General features: G+C 61.9%; 16 protein-coding genes and 2 pseudogenes. 8 read left to right on the top strand and 10 right to left on the bottom strand.

Annotated elements, in window-relative coordinates; genetic code table 11:
- Nucleotides 1-3: 3 nt before the first annotated feature.
- Together traD and traG are read left to right on the top strand one after the other, a co-directional pair.
- Nucleotides 4-219 (top strand): type IV conjugative transfer system coupling protein TraD, encoded by a 216-nt coding sequence (gene traD, locus NXT3_RS24375; protein WP_199773438.1) that lies wholly within the window; start codon nucleotides 4-6, stop codon nucleotides 217-219.
- Entirely contained in the window at nucleotides 206-2,134 is a 1,929-nt protein-coding gene (traG, locus tag NXT3_RS24370; protein WP_104840780.1) for a Ti-type conjugative transfer system protein TraG, read from the top strand. The genes traD and traG overlap by 14 nt, the downstream gene beginning before the upstream one ends.
- A gap of 9 nt (nucleotides 2,135-2,143) precedes the next feature.
- Here the strand turns inward: traG and NXT3_RS24365 are convergent, their stop codons facing one another.
- The gene (locus NXT3_RS24365; RefSeq protein WP_104840779.1) at nucleotides 2,144-2,371 is read right to left on the bottom strand and encodes a hypothetical protein; all 228 of its coding nucleotides are present in this window, start codon (nucleotides 2,369-2,371) and stop codon (nucleotides 2,144-2,146) included.
- A 243-nt stretch (nucleotides 2,372-2,614) separates the two neighbouring features.
- On the opposite strand from NXT3_RS24365, the gene NXT3_RS24360 reads away from it, so the two are divergent.
- The gene (locus tag NXT3_RS24360) at nucleotides 2,615-2,893 is read left to right on the top strand and encodes an HU family DNA-binding protein (protein WP_104841381.1); all 279 of its coding nucleotides are present in this window, start codon (nucleotides 2,615-2,617) and stop codon (nucleotides 2,891-2,893) included.
- 224 nt (nucleotides 2,894-3,117) lie between these two features.
- Nucleotides 3,118-3,366 carry a WGR domain-containing protein gene (locus tag NXT3_RS24355; protein WP_104841380.1) on the top strand — a complete coding sequence of 83 codons (249 nt, stop codon included), beginning with the start codon at nucleotides 3,118-3,120 and terminating at the stop codon, nucleotides 3,364-3,366.
- Nucleotides 3,367-3,839: 473 nt separating this feature from the next.
- On the opposite strand, the gene NXT3_RS32165 is transcribed toward NXT3_RS24355, so the two are convergent.
- From NXT3_RS32165 to NXT3_RS24340, 3 genes are all read right to left on the bottom strand, one after another.
- A complete protein-coding gene (locus NXT3_RS32165) occupies nucleotides 3,840-4,004 on the bottom strand; it encodes a hypothetical protein (RefSeq protein WP_199773437.1) in 165 nt (54 codons plus the stop codon).
- A 325-nt stretch (nucleotides 4,005-4,329) separates the two neighbouring features.
- Complete coding sequence (locus tag NXT3_RS24350; RefSeq protein ID WP_104841379.1) at nucleotides 4,330-4,641, bottom strand: DUF736 domain-containing protein; 312 nt, start codon at nucleotides 4,639-4,641, stop codon at nucleotides 4,330-4,332.
- A 748-nt stretch (nucleotides 4,642-5,389) separates the two neighbouring features.
- On the bottom strand, nucleotides 5,390-6,397 hold the full coding sequence (locus tag NXT3_RS24340; protein WP_158665419.1) for a LacI family DNA-binding transcriptional regulator: 1,008 nt from the start codon (nucleotides 6,395-6,397) through the stop codon (nucleotides 5,390-5,392).
- A 114-nt stretch (nucleotides 6,398-6,511) separates the two neighbouring features.
- Here NXT3_RS24340 and NXT3_RS24335 point away from each other — a divergent pair, with 114 nt between their 5' ends.
- The 4 genes from NXT3_RS24335 (at nucleotide 6,512) to NXT3_RS24320 (ending at nucleotide 10,922) form a co-directional block, all read left to right on the top strand.
- On the top strand, nucleotides 6,512-7,516 hold the full coding sequence (locus NXT3_RS24335; protein WP_104840777.1) for a substrate-binding domain-containing protein: 1,005 nt from the start codon (nucleotides 6,512-6,514) through the stop codon (nucleotides 7,514-7,516).
- A gap of 65 nt (nucleotides 7,517-7,581) precedes the next feature.
- Nucleotides 7,582-8,727 carry an ABC transporter permease gene (locus NXT3_RS24330; protein WP_104840776.1) on the top strand — a complete coding sequence of 382 codons (1,146 nt, stop codon included), beginning with the start codon at nucleotides 7,582-7,584 and terminating at the stop codon, nucleotides 8,725-8,727.
- Nucleotides 8,724-9,512: an ATP-binding cassette domain-containing protein gene (locus NXT3_RS24325; RefSeq protein ID WP_104840775.1), complete on the top strand. Its 789-nt coding sequence runs from the start codon at nucleotides 8,724-8,726 to the stop codon at nucleotides 9,510-9,512. The genes NXT3_RS24330 and NXT3_RS24325 overlap by 4 nt, the downstream gene beginning before the upstream one ends.
- A 42-nt stretch (nucleotides 9,513-9,554) precedes the next feature.
- Nucleotides 9,555-10,922, top strand: a complete 1,368-nt coding sequence (locus tag NXT3_RS24320; RefSeq protein WP_104840774.1) for an amidohydrolase family protein — start codon at nucleotides 9,555-9,557, stop codon at nucleotides 10,920-10,922.
- 211 nt (nucleotides 10,923-11,133) lie between these two features.
- Here NXT3_RS24320 and NXT3_RS24315 read toward each other — a convergent pair whose 3' ends face one another.
- From NXT3_RS24315 to NXT3_RS24290, 6 genes and pseudogenes are all read right to left on the bottom strand, one after another.
- Nucleotides 11,134-11,922 (bottom strand): carbon-nitrogen hydrolase family protein, encoded by a 789-nt coding sequence (locus NXT3_RS24315; RefSeq protein ID WP_104840773.1) that lies wholly within the window; start codon nucleotides 11,920-11,922, stop codon nucleotides 11,134-11,136.
- 163 nt (nucleotides 11,923-12,085) lie between these two features.
- Nucleotides 12,086-13,135 (bottom strand): carbon-nitrogen hydrolase family protein, encoded by a 1,050-nt coding sequence (locus NXT3_RS24310; RefSeq protein WP_158665418.1) that lies wholly within the window; start codon nucleotides 13,133-13,135, stop codon nucleotides 12,086-12,088.
- Between the two features lie 32 nt (nucleotides 13,136-13,167).
- Nucleotides 13,168-13,263 (bottom strand): annotated as a pseudogene (locus tag NXT3_RS33170) (type II toxin-antitoxin system VapC family toxin); the annotation flags it as partial.
- Nucleotides 13,264-13,569: 306 nt separating this feature from the next.
- A pseudogene (locus NXT3_RS24300) lies at nucleotides 13,570-13,838 on the bottom strand (type II toxin-antitoxin system VapB family antitoxin).
- A gap of 101 nt (nucleotides 13,839-13,939) precedes the next feature.
- A complete protein-coding gene (locus NXT3_RS24295; RefSeq protein ID WP_104840771.1) occupies nucleotides 13,940-14,866 on the bottom strand; it encodes an ArdC family protein in 927 nt (308 codons plus the stop codon).
- Nucleotides 14,867-15,181: 315 nt separating this feature from the next.
- Nucleotides 15,182-15,769, bottom strand: a complete 588-nt coding sequence (locus NXT3_RS24290; protein ID WP_104840770.1) for a hypothetical protein — start codon at nucleotides 15,767-15,769, stop codon at nucleotides 15,182-15,184.
- Nucleotides 15,770-16,049: the final 280 nt, after the last annotated feature.

Raw genomic sequence — 16,049 nt, 5'->3', positions numbered from 1 at the left:
CGCATGGCGAGGACGATGACGAATGACGCGCGCAAGAAGGATACGCGAGAAAAAATCGAGCTCGGCGGTCTGATCGTCAAGGCCGGCCTGCGCTACGAGAAACGGGCGCTGCTGCTCGGCCTGCTAATCGATGCCGGCCGACGCATCAAGGGCGACGACAAGGAGCGGACGCGGCTCACCGCAATCGGAGCGGAGGCCTTCGGCCATGACGGTGAATAGGATTTTGCTCACCGTCATTCCGGCCGCTTTGATGGTCGCCGCTGCGATCGTCATGCCGGGCATCGAGCATTGGCTGGCGGCCTTCGGAACGACGCCGCAGGCGAAACTGATGCTGGGACGGATCGCGCTTGCGCTTCCCTATGTTACTGCCGCCGCAATCGGCGTGATCGTCCTGTTCGCGGCCAACGGCTCGGTCAACATACGGAGGACCGGCTGGGGCACGCTCGCCGGCTGCGGGGCGGTGATCGTCATCGCGATCACGCGCGAAACAATCCGCCTCGCGCGCATGGCGGGCAGCGTGCCAGTGGGCCAATCGCTGCTCACCTATGCCGATCCGGCAACCGCGGTCGGCGCATCCGCCGCGCTGCTTGCCGGTGTCTTCGCACTCCGGGTCGGGCTGAAGGGAAACGCCGCCTTCGCCACGCGACCGCCGCGTCGCATTCACGGGTCACGGGCGATCCATGGCGAGGCCGACTGGATGAAGATGGCAGACGCCACGAAACTGTTTCCGGAGAGCGGCGGCATCGTCGTCGGCGAGCGCTACCGGGTCGACAGGGACAGCATCGCGGCAATGCCGTTTCGCGCCGACGACCCGCAAAGCTGGGGAGCCGGCGGCAAGTCGCCGCTGCTCTGCTTCGACGGTTCCTTCGGCTCGTCGCACGGCATCGTCTTTGCCGGCTCCGGTGGCTTCAAGACCACCTCGGTGACGGTTCCGACCGCACTCAAATGGGGCGGAAGTCTCGTCGTCGTCGACCCGTCGAGCGAGGTGGCGCCGATGGTCGTCGATCATCGCCGCAAGGCCGGCCGCAAGGTAATCGTGCTCGATCCGGCGACGCCGGCGGTCGGCTTCAACGCGCTCGACTGGATCGGCCGGTTCGGCGGCACCAAGGAAGAGGACATTGTCGCCGTCGCCACCTGGATCATGACCGACAATGCCCGCACCGCCTCGGCGCGCGATGACTTCTTCCGGGCTTCCGCCATGCAGCTTCTGACCGCGCTGATCTCCGACGTCTGCCTGTCGGGGCACACGGACGAGAAGGACCAGACGCTGCGCCGCGTTCGGGCCAATCTCTCCGAGCCGGAGCCGAAGCTGCGCGAACGCCTGACCCGCATCTACGAAGGCTCGGAATCCGACTTCGTGAAGGAGAATGTCGCCGTCTTCGTCAACATGACGCCGGAGACGTTTTCCGGCGTCTATGCCAATGCGGTGAAGGAAACCCACTGGCTCTCCTACCCGAACTATGCGGCACTGGTGTCGGGTGACAGTTTTTCGACGGACGATCTCGCCGACGGCGACACGGACGTCTTCATCGCGCTCGATCTAAAGGTGCTGGAAGCCCACCCCGGACTGGCGCGGGTGGTGATCGGCTCCTTCCTCAATGCGATTTACAACCGCAACGGCGACGTGAAGGGGCGCACGCTTTTCTTGCTGGACGAGGTCGCTCGTCTCGGCTACCTGCGCATCCTCGAAACGGCGCGCGACGCCGGCCGAAAATACGGCATCACGCTCACCATGATCTTCCAGTCGATCGGCCAGATGCGCGAGGCCTATGGCGGCCGTGACGCGACGAGCAAATGGTTCGAATCCGCGTCGTGGATCTCGTTTGCCGCGATCAACGATCCCGATACGGCCGACTACATTTCCAAGCGCTGCGGCGACACCACGGTCGAAGTGGATCAGACGAACCGTTCGACGGGCATGAAGGGATCGTCGCGGTCACGATCGAAGCAGTTGAGCCGCCGACCGCTGATCATGCCGCACGAGGTGCTGCGCATGCGCGCCGACGAGCAGATCGTCTTCACCGCGGGCAATCCGCCGCTTCGGTGCGGGCGCGCGATCTGGTTCCGGCGCGCCGACATGAAGGCCTGCGTCAAGCCAAACGCGTTCTTCCGTGACAGCGTCGAAAAGCAGTGAAGGCCGGTATCAGGTTACGTCCGCAGATGTCTCATCGAGCAGCCCGTCATAGACTTCCATGAGCGCGTTGGTGATCGCTTGGCCGAGTGCATTGCCGGCAACCCGGACATCATCCTCCGTGCCGTCGCGCGCGGCTCGCGCAAGCTCGAAACCCTGCTCGCCAACGATCTGCTTGGCGACCTCGATTGCCCAGAGGCCGAAGTCGCCGCGGGTTCCAATCTGTATGGTGTCTTCCATGATCAACCCTCGAATGTCGTTCGGGGCGGCATACAGTCTTGCTGCGCTGGATACCAGTGCGGACGCCGCGCCTTTCCCCGGGGTGCATGGGCCCCAATTTGGAAGGCGACAGCTACCGGAAGGGGGATTTACCTCAGCAAACTGTGGACACGCCTGCGGTTGCGCGGTTTGCGCACCCGCGGAGGCGTGACAATCCGTAAATCCAGTGGAATGTTTTCTGCGCACAAAAACGAGGGGACAAACATGACCACCACAAATGAAATTGCCGACAAGATTGCCAACGACCACGGTCTGACCAAGGCGCAAGGCAAGACGATCGTTGAGGCCGTCTTCGCCGCCATTACCGCCGCAGCAACATCAGGCGCCGAGACATCCATCCCGGCTTTCGGGAAATTTAAAGTGAAAACAACGCCGGAGCGCGATGCCCGCAATCCGGCGACCGGTGCGACGATCAAGGTGGCGGCCGCGAAGAAGTTGACCTTCCAGCCGGCCAAGGCGCTCAAGGACGCAATGAACAAGTAAGCTCGGAGCGAGCGGCACGTTCGACTGGTTTTCGATCGGCGGCTGTGGTCATCGCGAGCGCGGCCGTCGATGTGAGCTCGACGGTCGCATCGCTCGGAAAGAGCCCGCACGCCGGAGGCGTCCGATCTTTGACGCCCGTATTCATCACAAGGATGAATCGATGGTGGGGCACCGATTCATAAGACTCGTTGGACGCTGACGCCGAAATCTCCGATTCTGGCTGCATGATCTCGCAGCCCTATCAGCTCTACGTGGAACGGACGGACACCTCGAGGAACATGGCGCGCTACTATGCCATGGCGATTGAGCCGAACCTCTTCGGCGACGTCTGCCTGCTGCGCAGATGGGGCAGGATCGGCGCCAAGGGACAGATGAAGGTGCAACGGTTCGGATGCGAGACGGAGGCGGTCGAACTGTTTCTCGATCTCCTGCGACAGAAGCGCAAGCGCGGCTATCGTCCGCGGCCACGATGACCGCATGAAAGGGCCCGCCGAAGCGGGCCCATATACGCTTCATCGGCGCCGGTTCCAGCCGGTCTCAAAAGATGCCTCGATCTCGATGAAGAACGGGATCTTGATGGCGAGCTTCAGGCCGAGCTTTCCTTTGCGAAAGAAGTGACAGATCACCTTGCACAGCGTGCTTGAGCGAGGCGTTGCATCGTACTCTCCTTCGAATTGGGGTCATCGCGGGATGGCCTTGCAGATCGGAGTGGAAGGATGCACCCGACCGGGCCGGAACGGATGTGGAGGACCTGCCCGCCGCCAGAGTTTTGGATCGCGAGGAGCCGCTTGAGCGGCGGGGAAAATTCTGGCGCGGGCAGGTTGCGTCGTGACGAAAGGGCTGCAGCATCCTGATGCAGATGACCGCATTGTCGGAGGACGTGGAGCGCAATGCGTCGCTCGCCATCCCGGTGCCGCGGACTGCCGCGAGCTGGCGGTATGCCGCCTTAGAAGGGCGGCTCGGGATCAAGCTCGCCGTCCAGCTCCGCCAGCGCGATGATCAGCTCGCCCTGGGCGAGTTGCAACTCCGCTTCGATCTGGCGGCGTTCGGCGGCATCTGTTGCCTGGCCAAGTTCACGGCGCAGTTCTTCGATGTTCTGCTCCATCGTCATCGTCGTCATCTCCTTTAGTTCGTGAAAGACGACGACGCGCGGCGGGAGGAGATGACGGCGTCAAGGATCGCGCCAGCGACCGCCGGAGGCGGCGAGCGGGGGAGCCGATTGCGTGGCCCTCGTCCCTGCAGGGCGCGGGCCACGAAATTGGGGGGTAACCGCTCGTGCTTGAAGCCGGCATTTCCGCCCGGCACACTTGCGCGATCTGAGCAGACAATTCCGGTTCCGCATGGCACCAGAAAAGCCGGCAGCGGGTTCGAAGCCCGCTTCCGGCTTTTATTCTCGGTCGATTGGCCCCGCCTTGCGGCGGGGCCTTTTCCGGCTCTCAGTCCCGGTTGGGGCGCGACCAGATCAGCTGGTAGCCGTCCTCGCCCTCGACTTCCGTCAGCGTTGCGTAGATCGGCGCCGGGAAGCTCGGGTCGTCGAGCTTGATCGAGAGGTAGTCACGATCGGTCTCGGTGGATCGCTTCTGCCAGGCGGCGCCGAGCTCGACATTCCCCGCGTAGATGCGAAAGTGCGGGCCCTTGTCGGAGGGGTTTTCGATGCGGGCGATGCGGGCCTTGACGTTGAGGGCGAGCGTGCGGATCGAACCGTTGAAGCCGTTTTCGGAAGAGGTGAAGGTGCCGATGGTTGCCATGATGAAGTTCCTTTCGCTTGGTTCTCGGGCCGCGCCCATCGCGGCCTCGATGGCTGTCGCAAGGATTGGTGACGATCGGACCGCACCCGGCCGGGGTCCCATTGCGCCCGTGCAATGGGGGTGGCTTTTTGGGCCGGAACAGCGTGGAGGGCGGCGAGGAGGAACTTTGTTGTTGCGCGAGGAATGGGCGCGTCAGCGACCAGGGGAAGAAAGTTGCGGATCGCCGTTGCGGGAGGACGATCGAGGCGAAGCCGCTCTCCGATCAGACATGCCTCATCGAGCCGCGAAGGACGTGGCCACGGACGACGATAGAGGAACTGGTGCCGGCAACCCCGCCTCCTTCGCCGCCGTCCCGGAACAGTGCCTGAGCAGACCCCTCGCCTCTCCACGGCGTGGCTTGGATTTCGACGCGACGAACCCATCCGACCGGGCAGTTGCGTCACCCAGCCAAGGCAAAAATGTCGTGGTCGCGATTCGTCGCCTGGAGGATCTATGTGTCAGCAGACAATGCCGTATACCGTCGAAATCAACAATCCCGCAAGCTCAAGCCGATCGGCCGAAAAACCTCGATCTGGGGCGGGCTGGACCTCACAACCGATCAAACGCGCTGACGGACCATGACAGCTCCTAGGCCGCCGCTCTTTCGCCGGCGCACTAGGCTGGAGGCCGTGGAGAAAGCTGATGGCGTGCCGGATGCCTGAAGCTCTCGAAGTGCGGCATCTGATGCGGGCGTTGCAGAAGTCTCACGTCAGCAATTTTCGCGCAGATAGATGCGAAATTCGGTTGGGCCGATCTGCCCTTCATAGCGGCCGTAATGGGCGAGGAATTTCTGTACGGCAACCCGCGCTTCCGAGGCGCGATCCTGGTCGATCACCGCGTCGATCAGACCCTGCTTGAGCAGGCCGCGATTTTCGTCGGTCAACTCGTGACTGATGAAGATCACGTGCTGCATGCCCGTGCTTTGCAGGATTTCCGCGATTTCCCTGCTGCCCACCGGCATGTTGTAAATGCCGGCGATGTTTCTGTTTTCTGCAAGCGCGCTCTTCACGAGCAGTTCGGTCGAATCCCGGTCATCTCGGCTCTCGATCAGCTTTGCCAACGAGCAATTGGGGAACCGGTCGCGCAGAACTGAGCGAAACCCCATCTCTCGCTGTTCATGGCAATGGAACGACTGCAGGCCGGTGATCAGCAATATCTGGCCGCCGGTTTTGCCGAGAAACCGTCCCATCAATTCACCGGCCACTCTGCCTTCGGCCCGCGGATCGACACCGATGTAGTCGACGCCGGCAATGTCGGGGATATCAGAAACGAGCGTGAAGATTGGCAATGCCACCGAAAGCTTCTGGAGCAGTTCCCGAACCTGCGGATGCTCGAAGACATCGATGAGAAGGCCATCGCAGGCGCGTGCGGCGGTTTCGACGCTCTGCAGCACGTCGCGGTAGGTCAATCGCTCATAGAAATAAAACACGAGCTGGACATTCAGGTAGCTGTAATCGGAAGCGCATTGTTTGAGGGCCTCGACCATGGCTTTGTAGAAGGGGTTGCTGCGGTTCTGCAGGATGACGCCGAGCCTCAGGATGCGGGTCGGCCTGAGGTTCAGAGCCCGATCGAGTCGAAGCTCGCGCGCGCATTCGAGCACCCGATGTTCGGTTTCGGCTTTCACATTGCCGCGGCCGTTGATCACACGATCGACGGTCCCGATGCTGACGCCCGCCGCCGCAGCGACATCCGCAAGCGACGCCTTCCTTCCCACCATATCTGAGCCTCCTGATGGTTTCCCAACATTATAGATGTTTCTAGCGGGATGCCAACAGTCTAACATCAGGGCGTTATAGAAGCCACCAAGTGGCCCACCAGAGGATGGAACAACATGGATATTGATACTTACACCGCTCCCTCGAATAGACGGCGCTCGCTTCTTGGCCGGCTGTCGATCCTGATTGTCGGCTTGGCCTGCGCAACCGCAGTCGCATCGGCCGAAGAGCAGCGCTTGAAGATCGTTCACGTTGGCGTTGCGGCGCCAACCGGCTTCTTCGCCTATCTCAACAAGGGGGCGGAAGATGCGGCGCGCGAGCTGGGCGTGGAATTCACTTACGTCTTTCCCAGCAACTCAACGCTGCCGGCTCAAGTTGAAACGATCACCGCAGCCATGGCATCCGGGGCGGACGGGATCATCATCAACGGCATTGGCGACGACAAGGCCTACTATGACGTGATCGAGCAGGGCAAAGCCCAAGGCATAGCCTTCGGCAGCGCGCTCGGTCCGCAGGCCGGCAAGGGAACGGAGCTGCGCGATCCGAACGACCCCTTCCTCTTCCACGTGGGCGCCGACGAATATGCCGGCGGGGTCCTGATCGCCAAAAAGCTCCTGGAAACCATCAAGTCTGGTCATGTCGTCGTCGGCAATCCTCAGCCGGGCGACAGCGCGACATGTCAGCCGCGCGCGGCCGGCGTTGTCGACACGCTGAAGGCGGCGAACATCTCGGCCGAAGTGCAGGAACTCACCCTCGACCCGGGCCAGATTGCCGAAACGATGGCCAACTATCTGCGCGCCCACTCGGACACCAAGGCGATGGTCTCGGCCTGCTCGCCGATCGCTCCCTATCTGGAGGCGAAGGAGCGGGCCGAGCGGTCTGATCTTGCGCTCGCGGGCTGGGATCTGGATGAAACGGGTGTTGCGGCGATCAAGGCCGGCAAGCTCAATTTCACCATCGACCAGCAGCAATACTGGCGCGGCTACATGCCCGTCCTGTTGATGGCGCATTACCTAAAATACGGGCTCGTTCCGGCGAACGCGTTCCTGACCGGTCCTGCGATCGTCGACCAATCCAACATCGAAAAAGTCGCTCCCCTGGTTTCCAAGGGTTACCGGTAATTCGGTCGGAGGTCTCGGCCTCGAGCTGACGCCGAGACCTCGTCCATCTTTGGATTGGATGCAAGATGTCTCAGAAACACCTGTCTAGCCGTTCCAGGGAAGCCGCAGAGCATGCGCGCGAACTCCTGTTGCGGCCCGAGTTCACCGCGGTGGGCGCCGCGATCGTCGTTGTTGCCGTCTTCGGCTTCATGACGCCGTTGTTTTGGACGATCCCGACGCTCGCCTCGATCAGCAGCGTCGCGGCCGAATTGGGCATCGTCAGCATCGGCATGACGATCCTGTTGATCGCCGGCCATTTCGACCTGTCGGTCGGCGCGATCCTCGGATTGGCCTCCTTCTTCGTCGTCACCCTGATGAACGACTTCGGCCTGCCGCCGGTTTTGGCCATTGTCCTTGCCGTCGTCGGCGCGACCCTGCTCGGTCTGGTCAACGGCCTTCTCCAGACCCGCACCGGCATTCATTCGTTCATCATCACGCTCGGCACGTCTCTCGTCTACCGCGGCATGCTGCTCGCCTTTACCGGCGGCTTCCCCATGGCCGTCGATATGCCGCGCGGCGTTTCCAACATCATCGCCGGACCGATGCTTTACGGCGGCATGAGAATGTCCCTTGTCTGGTTCGTTCTGATCACCGCACTCGCGACCGTCCTGTTGCTCAGAACGCGCCTCGGCAACTGGATCCAGGCCGTCGGTCAAAACCCGAAGGCTGCCCATAACCTCGGGGTCAACGTCTCCCGCACGACCGTGATTGCCTTCATGTTGTCCGGCGGACTTGCCGGTATCGTTGGTGTCATGCAGGTCGCACGCTTCGCCAGCGTCGACGCCATGCGTGGAACCGGTATCGAGCTCCAGGCCGTTGCGGTGTCCGTGATCGGCGGAACGCTGCTTTCGGGCGGTTACGGCTCGGCGATCGGCGCGATGATGGGCGCCATCGTGCTCGCCACTATCCAGACGGGTCTCGTCCTCGTCTCCGCACCGGGCTTTCTCTACACGACGATCATGGGCGTGATCGTGGTGGGCGCCGTTCTCGTCAACAACTGGTTCAGCAGCCTGATCTCGCGCATCGCACCGATGACCGGCGAGGACACTGAAGGCGATTCCGCACAGCGCGTCTCGGCGGTTCCGGATGGCAAGGGACCACATCAAGCACGAGAAGAGGGCGCGACCGTCTTACGGGGCGCCTTGTCGGTGAAGCGGGAGGTGCAGCGATGATGACGCTATATCAGCCAAATGGCGCCGCCCAAGCGCTTGAAGAGACGACGCCGGTTCTCGAAGCCGTCAACATCGCCAAATATTTCGGAGCGACGACGGCGCTCTCCGACGTGTCCCTGAAGGCCTGGGCCGGCAAGGTGACGGTGTTGCTCGGCGATAACGGTGCTGGCAAGTCGACACTGATCAAGATCCTCTCAGGGGTTTATCGTCCTGATGCCGGCGAACTGTTCTTCAAGGGGAAGAAAGTGACCCTCAGCGGCCCTGACGAAGCCAGAGCGCTCGGCATTGCCACCTGTTACCAGGACTTGGCCGTCTGCGATTTGCTGTCGGTCACCCGCAACATCGTTCTGGGGCAGGAGCCGACGAAGGGTTTCTGGAAGTTTCGCATCTATGATGCGAAGGCCGCGGACCGTCTGGCACGGGAGGCGCTGAGCGGGCTTGGGGTCAGGCTGAGAGGCAATCTTCGCTCTCGCGCCGCAACCCTTTCCGGCGGCCAGAAACAGTCGCTGGCGATCGCCCGGGCAATGTATTTCGGTTCGTCCTGCCTCATTCTCGACGAGCCGACCGCAGCGCTCGCAGTCCGGCAGGCGACGCGCGTCATCGAGCACATCGACCGTGCCCGGCAGATGGGAAACGCCGTCATTCTGATCACCCATAACTTCAACCACGCGCTGGAGATTGCCGATCACCTGGTGGTGTTCGCACGAGGGCGCGTCATCGGCTCGTTCGAAAGAGGCGAGGCGACAATGCAGATGCTGACCGAGTTGGTATCTCGGGAAGCCTGACGGCTTCCCGACCATCTCCGTCGGTTCCAAAGGACATTTTTCATGCACACTGAACTTGAACAGTTCATCGCGTCGAGCACGCTTTGCGACACGCACGAACACACCGAGTGTGAGCGGTTCTATCGCGACTCCCGGCATGACGTGCTGACGCATCTGTTCGATAATTATGTCGTGTTCGACCTTCACTCCGCCGGCGCAAGCCAGCAGAGTCTCGACGCGCTGATCAATCCAGGCGATCCTGACGTCGCGCGGCGGTTTCGCGACATCCAACCCTACTGGGACAAGATCCACTTTACCGGCTACGCGGAGGGCGTGAAGCTGGCGGCCAAACGGCTCTTCGGGATCGATGCGTTGACCCCGGAGGCGCTTGCGGCGGCTCAGGAAAGCTGTGGGTTCAAGGGTAACGACAACGAGCGGCTCACGCTTCTCAAGGACATTGCCAACCTCGATCATGTTCAGATCGACACGAATACCAGGCCGTTTCCGCCGGAAATGCTGGGCCAGGACTTCTTCCTCTACGATCTCAACATGTTCGATTTCTGCGCCGGCCGGCCGGACTTCGATCTTCTGGAACGTCAGCTCGGCAAAGACGTGACCTCGCTCAAGGACCTGGGCGCCGCAATTGAAGTGCTGTTCGATATCAGTGCTCGCTATGCCGTCGCGGTGAAATCGCAGCACGCCTACGTCAGAACGCTGAAATGGACACCGCGAAGCGCATCAGATGCGGCAATTTCATTCGATGCGGTGCGCCGGCTTGGCACAGCGGCGGCGGAAGCCGATCGCCTGTGCCTGGGAGACTGGTGCATGTCCCGCGTTGCCCAAATGTGCGCACGCCATGATCTGCCGTTCAAGATGCATACCGGCTACTTCACCAAGAACAACTTCATGCCGACCGACAACCTGCGGGCCGGCAACATGGACCTGTTCCTGAAGATGCACCCGGATACCCGGTTCGTGCTGATGCATATCGCCTATCCGCATTCGGACGAACTGATCGCGCTCGCCAAACACTATACGAATGTTTCCATCGACATGTGCTGGGCCTGGAGCATCAACCCCCTGCATGCCAGCGACTTCGTTCGTCGCTACCTGCATGCCGCTCCGAAGAACAAGCTGTTCGTCTTCGGTGGCGACACGCTGCTTCCGACGTCCTCAGTCGGCTATGCGATGCAGTTTCGAAAGTGGTTCGGCAAGACGCTCGGCCGTGAAGTGGACGACGGATCGCTGTCCGAGGCTGAAGCGATCCGTCTGGCAGAATTCTTCATGATGGCAAATCCCTATGACTACTACGACCTGACGGGAAAAAAGGAGGTCCTGCGCACGGGTGATGCCGAGAGCGTCACGAAGCTCGGCCACCAGGGAGCGTTCAGCGCTCCGCCGAAGAGCATTCGCGACAGCGGCAGAGCCTGACGTTGCCACCTGGACCCGCGCTTGCACGCGACACCGCATGCCGAGCGTGGGACACAAGTGCGGAAAAAGGGAACCGCTGAGGCCGTCATAGCATTGCTCCAGCGCTTATAGCCCAAACCCAACCAGGCGCGCGTTGCGGCATCTGCCGGAAACGACCAAGCACCGGTGATGGCGGCTAACAGGTGCCCGCCCGCCAGCGTGTGTTGGCGATCTATCGAGCGCGGCGGAACCACTCCTGTTGCTGAAGGGCTCTGATCACTTGGAGATCGAAGTGGGCGATGACAAGTTCCTGCTGTGTCCCACCCATGACGAGTAGCTTGCCCAACGGGTCGACAGCGAAAGACCGTCCGTCATCTTTCGGCAGCGGGTAGTTGGCGACGGCGGCGCCGACCACCGATTGGAAGGCAAGTGCGCGCATCCCCGCCACCCGCACGTCCCCAACCGTTGGATCGTCCAATAGCCGGCAGCTGTTCGGCACCAAAATGATTTCTGCCCCGGCGCGCACAAGATCTGTCGGAGCGTCGGGGAATTCCCGATCCATGCAGATCAGTATTCCGACCGCGACGCGTCCAGCCTCGGTTTCCAGCTTCGCGACACTCGAGCTTTCGCCGGCGGCACAAGCCTCTTCAGGAACGTCAAAGAAGCAGATATGGCGCTTGCGCTGGTGCAGGACGATCTCACCAGTGCGGTCGATCAGGACGGCGGAATTGAAGGGCTTGTCGGGGCCGCGCTCGAGGAAGGTGGCGACGACCGCCAGCCTGTTGCTGCGTGCAGCCTTCGTGAACCGCTCGACATAGGCACCATCGATTGGAACTGCCGCCTCGATCCAGGCCAGGCGAGATTCTTCCCTCTCGCGGTCGAACCGGCTGTATCCGTTGGAAAACATCTCCGGAAAGACGATGATGTCGGCGCCCGATTCTGCGGCCGTTGCGCAGATCGCGTCGATTTCGACATCGTTCATGACCTGCGCCATCGCAACAATCAGGGGCTTGGCTGCCATTCACTTTCTCCTGGTAATGACTTCGTTGTTTTAGCCGGCGCGACTGGCAATCTCGCACTAATTCTTCTCTGTGAGAAAAAATGGCCCGGCGTGAGCTACACAATCACGACCGGGCCGAGGGGCCGCCACGGGAGGAGGAGGATTGGCGGTCGAAAAATTGGCGTCAGTTGATGAGCGAAAGCGGATCGGCCTCGGCTTCCACGATGCTCTCCGTGAGGATGCCATAGGTGTCGGGTCGCCGGTGCCGTCCTCCCCAGATGGCGTTCTTGCGATAGGTGCGCAGCTCTTCCAGATCGACGTCGAAAGTGAAGATGCCTTCGTCGGGTCCGCCTTCGACCAACAAGGTTTCGCGATATTGGGACTGCCTGTTGTCGTCGGTTGCCCTGGCATCGGCGTTTGAAAACGCCACTGCCGATATTCCGATTGATCTGCCGTTTCCGTGGCCGGCGGAACTGGGATAATTGGCCATCGCCAGGACGATTTTGTTCTCGAAGGCGCGGGCCTTCATTTGACCCAGACGGTGGTCGTCGAAATGGCAGGCGTTGGGTACAAGGACGATCTCGGCTCCCTTGAGCGCCAAAATACGCGCGGACTCTGGAAATTCACGGTCGTAGCATATCATCGCGCCGACGCTCACAGGACCCGACTTCGTATGAAGCGGCGCAACGCAGAAGTCGTCTCCCGGTGCGCACTCTCTTTCGAGACCATGCAGGCAGGTATGCACCTTGGCATATTTGAGGGCGATGTCGCCGCGCATGTCGGCCAAGGCAAACGTATTCCTCGGTCCGCGATCCGAGGCTTCCAGGAAGGAAAACCCGATCGCGACACCCAACTCCTTTGCCAACTCGCAAAAGCCGCGAACAAAATCGCTATCCCAGGCAATCGAAGACTCGCGCCACGTTTCGAGGCTTTCTGGCGAGCCAGGATCGAAGAACCGGTAGCCGTGGCTCCAGATTTCCGGCAGCAGGCAGATATCGGCGCCGAGTTTCTGCGCCCGCCTGCAGGCCTCCGCCCCGATGTCAAAGGATTCCCCTGACGTCTCACCCGGGTGCAGTTGCAGGAGCGCAATTCGAATGCTTTTCAAAAGATCTACTCCAACCAAGTTGAACCACGCTAGGATAGGTGATGGTTTCAGACAACCAACGTCTATTTTGTGAGGATTCCAACATTCGGTGGACGCGAACGTGCGGGAAGCTAACGGGGGGCGTCGCAAGCGTCGGGCGGACCCACCGCGACGGCACCATATCAGGGAACGGTCTGCGCATCCGTCTGCCTGAACTCATCGGCGGTCGCCAGTATCGGCACGTCAGAATATTTTGCGCAGGCATAGTGGAGGCAGTCGCCAAGCTTGAGACCGCGGCGGCCTGAGCGGTAGCGATGCGCAGCGGCAAAGCGAGACGCGTCGTTTCACTCGCGGGCGGCAGATCGCGAATTTCGATACCTCGTCCATTGAGGAACTCGATGACGTGGGCTCAACGTCCGCGACGGCGAGAGCGTACTTCTCGGGGCGAGCAAGTCCGAGAACCGACTCAGGCACCGCGACTGGCGACGTGAACGCGTCCTTCGCAGTCGGATGGCATCGGAGACGCGCTCCGCCTCCGGCTCGTCGGAGAGGAGCGCGATGATGACGCATGGCATCGACGAACATCAGCTTTCCAACAGTTCGTCGAAAGCCTCACGCGAGAGCGGCTCTTTTGCCGGGGGGCAAGCTTCACCCCGTATTTCTCGCGAAGCCGGGCTGCCGTTTGGCGCGGTGTCTCGGTTTTCCGTCGACGCTCGATCGCCTCCTTCATGGCGATGATGATCGCGTCGGTGATACTGACGCCGGCAAGCTGCGCAAACTTCCGCGTCAGCGCGTCTGCCTCGGGATTGTTGACGTTGACGCCATGGGACCTCCATGTAGACAGAACGTGCATCTATCTACACGCGCAAGATATCACGGCAATGGCAGAGAAAAGGGGCTCCGCCGTTCACCCGTCCGCACGAAACACAGCATGGGTGGGTGGAGCCTTAAGCGTCAGGCGGCTTCCTGCCCGCTCTCTGTGTTGGGCTGGAGGTCGTGGAGGTAGGTCACCGCGCGCTGCGCATGGGCGGCTGCGGCAAAAATCGCCTTTCGGTCATTCTGAAGCACAGTGAGCCAGGACTGAATGTAACTTGCATGGTCCGGTCTCGGCTCCAGTTCCGGAACGATACCGAGGTCGGCGCAAATCATAGCTGAGCCGATCTCCACCAGCATTTCTTCGAACGCCCTCTCGCTGCGATCCTTGTGATAGCGGCTCAAATCTCTGTTCAGCCGATCAGCACCGGCCGTCCAATGCAGGGTCTCATGGGCTCTAATCGCGACAAAAGAAGCCATGTCCTTGAAGAGTTCCGGCCGAGGGAGCTGGATATGGTCCGAAACGGGAGAGTAATAGGCCTTGTCGCCGCCATAGCGTACGACGGCGCCTGTGTTGTCGAAAAAGCGGTCGGCGTGTTCGATCCGTGCGACGGGATCGGCGACGGGCTCCGGACGGCCATAATAGTGGTCGGGCAGACCGTCTATCTGGTCGCAACTGAACACCGTGTACGTCTTGAGGAACGGAATGTCGCGCTCGACCTCGCCGCCGCTCGCGTCTTTTTCGGTTTTCGTGAAGCGGCTGGCATAAACGACGGTTGCGCCGCTCTCGCCCTTGCGGACATGGGCGCCGAGTTCGTTGGCCTGACGAAGCGTCATCCAGGTCGGAGACGAGAAGCCGCGTGCAGTGCTTTCCGACCAGAGCAGCAGCACATTTAGTCCCGTGTATGGAAGGCCATTGTGGCGCAGCGGCCGGGTGATCCGGCCCGACATGTTGCCGGCCTTCCATGGCTGCACCCAGGGACGAACGCCCTTTTCGAGCTGGGCGACGATCTTTTCCGTGATCCGCGCATAGATGTCGGTGCGCGCGCTGTTTTCCTTGGCTTTCATGATCTAAAACTCCTTCTGAGGGCCGCGCCCATCGCGGCCCGTCACGGAGGTCCGGCGTCCGGGGTGGATCGGCCCGCGCATCCCAAGGGGACCGGAACGAAGAGGAGGACGGCGCAGCCGTTGCGCGAATCGACCAACCCGGCAGGACCACCGCCCCGGACGGGTCCGCGAGCGGCATCGTTCTTCGCTTTTCCTTTCTCCCTCTTCCTGCGGCGGAGCCCCGCCGACTGGACGACACGCGAGTAGCCGCCTCCGGAGGAGACGGCGTCGCACGATGTTGGAATGTGAGCGGGGCCAAAGCCCCGCCTGGGGCGATCAGCCGAGCGCCGCCATCTGGGCCTCGGCCGCCTTGCGGTCGAGCGACGCGCCCGGGTTTTCGACCGGGCGGTCGAAGGGCTTCCAGGCCTCGCCGACGATCTGTTCATAAGCGGCGACGGCGCCTTCGGCTGCCATTCTGAGGGAATGGGCCTGGATACCCATGTCGGCGGCGAACTCACGCTTGCGCTGGGCGGCGCTGTCATAGCCGACCGGACCGTCGAGGTCCTCGTCGCGGGCGTCATTGGCGGCCTTGGCGGTGGCGTCACGGGCCTCGGTGACGGCGCGGGAGTAGAACTGGCCGGCACCATGCGCGGATCCGACATAGGCGCCGACGATGCGCTGCAGATGGATCTGCATGGCGCGTTCACCGAGGCCTTCGGACAGGCTGTCGGCCGTTTCGACGATCAGCCGTTCATGCAGGTCGCGGATACCGTCGCCGTCGACCAAAGCGGTTCCGAAACTTTCGGCAATCGCCATTGCTTGGGTGGCATCGGGGCAAGTGAGCCGGACCATGTCGATGGTGGCGCCCTTTCGCAGCGGGACGACTCGAGCGGACTGACGGGATTTGTTTGCGGGCTTGGCCATGGATTCATCCTTTCCGAGGTTTCTCCGAAGCGGGTCCGGCCCTTGGCCGGTCTGCCCTTCGGTGCGGTCAAACCGAACCGGCGGAAGACGGGCGTTTCAGGGTCCGGCCTCGACTGGCCGAGCGAAGCAGGGATTGCGGGCGAGCAGGTCATCCTGACCTCGCGAAGAACGCGGCCCTGCTTTGCCGAGGACGGCGTGGTCCGGCCGCCGCGCGGCGCGGAACGCGGCCTTGAAACGGACGGTCGCCGGTTCAGACCGCAGCAAAAACCGAAGGGCGAGC

It is taken from the genome of Sinorhizobium fredii (assembly GCF_002944405.1).
GTDB lineage: Bacteria > Pseudomonadota > Alphaproteobacteria > Rhizobiales > Rhizobiaceae > Sinorhizobium > Sinorhizobium fredii_C.
Note: the sequence above shows the minus strand (reverse complement) of the source record. Positions and strands in the feature narration are given on the sequence as shown.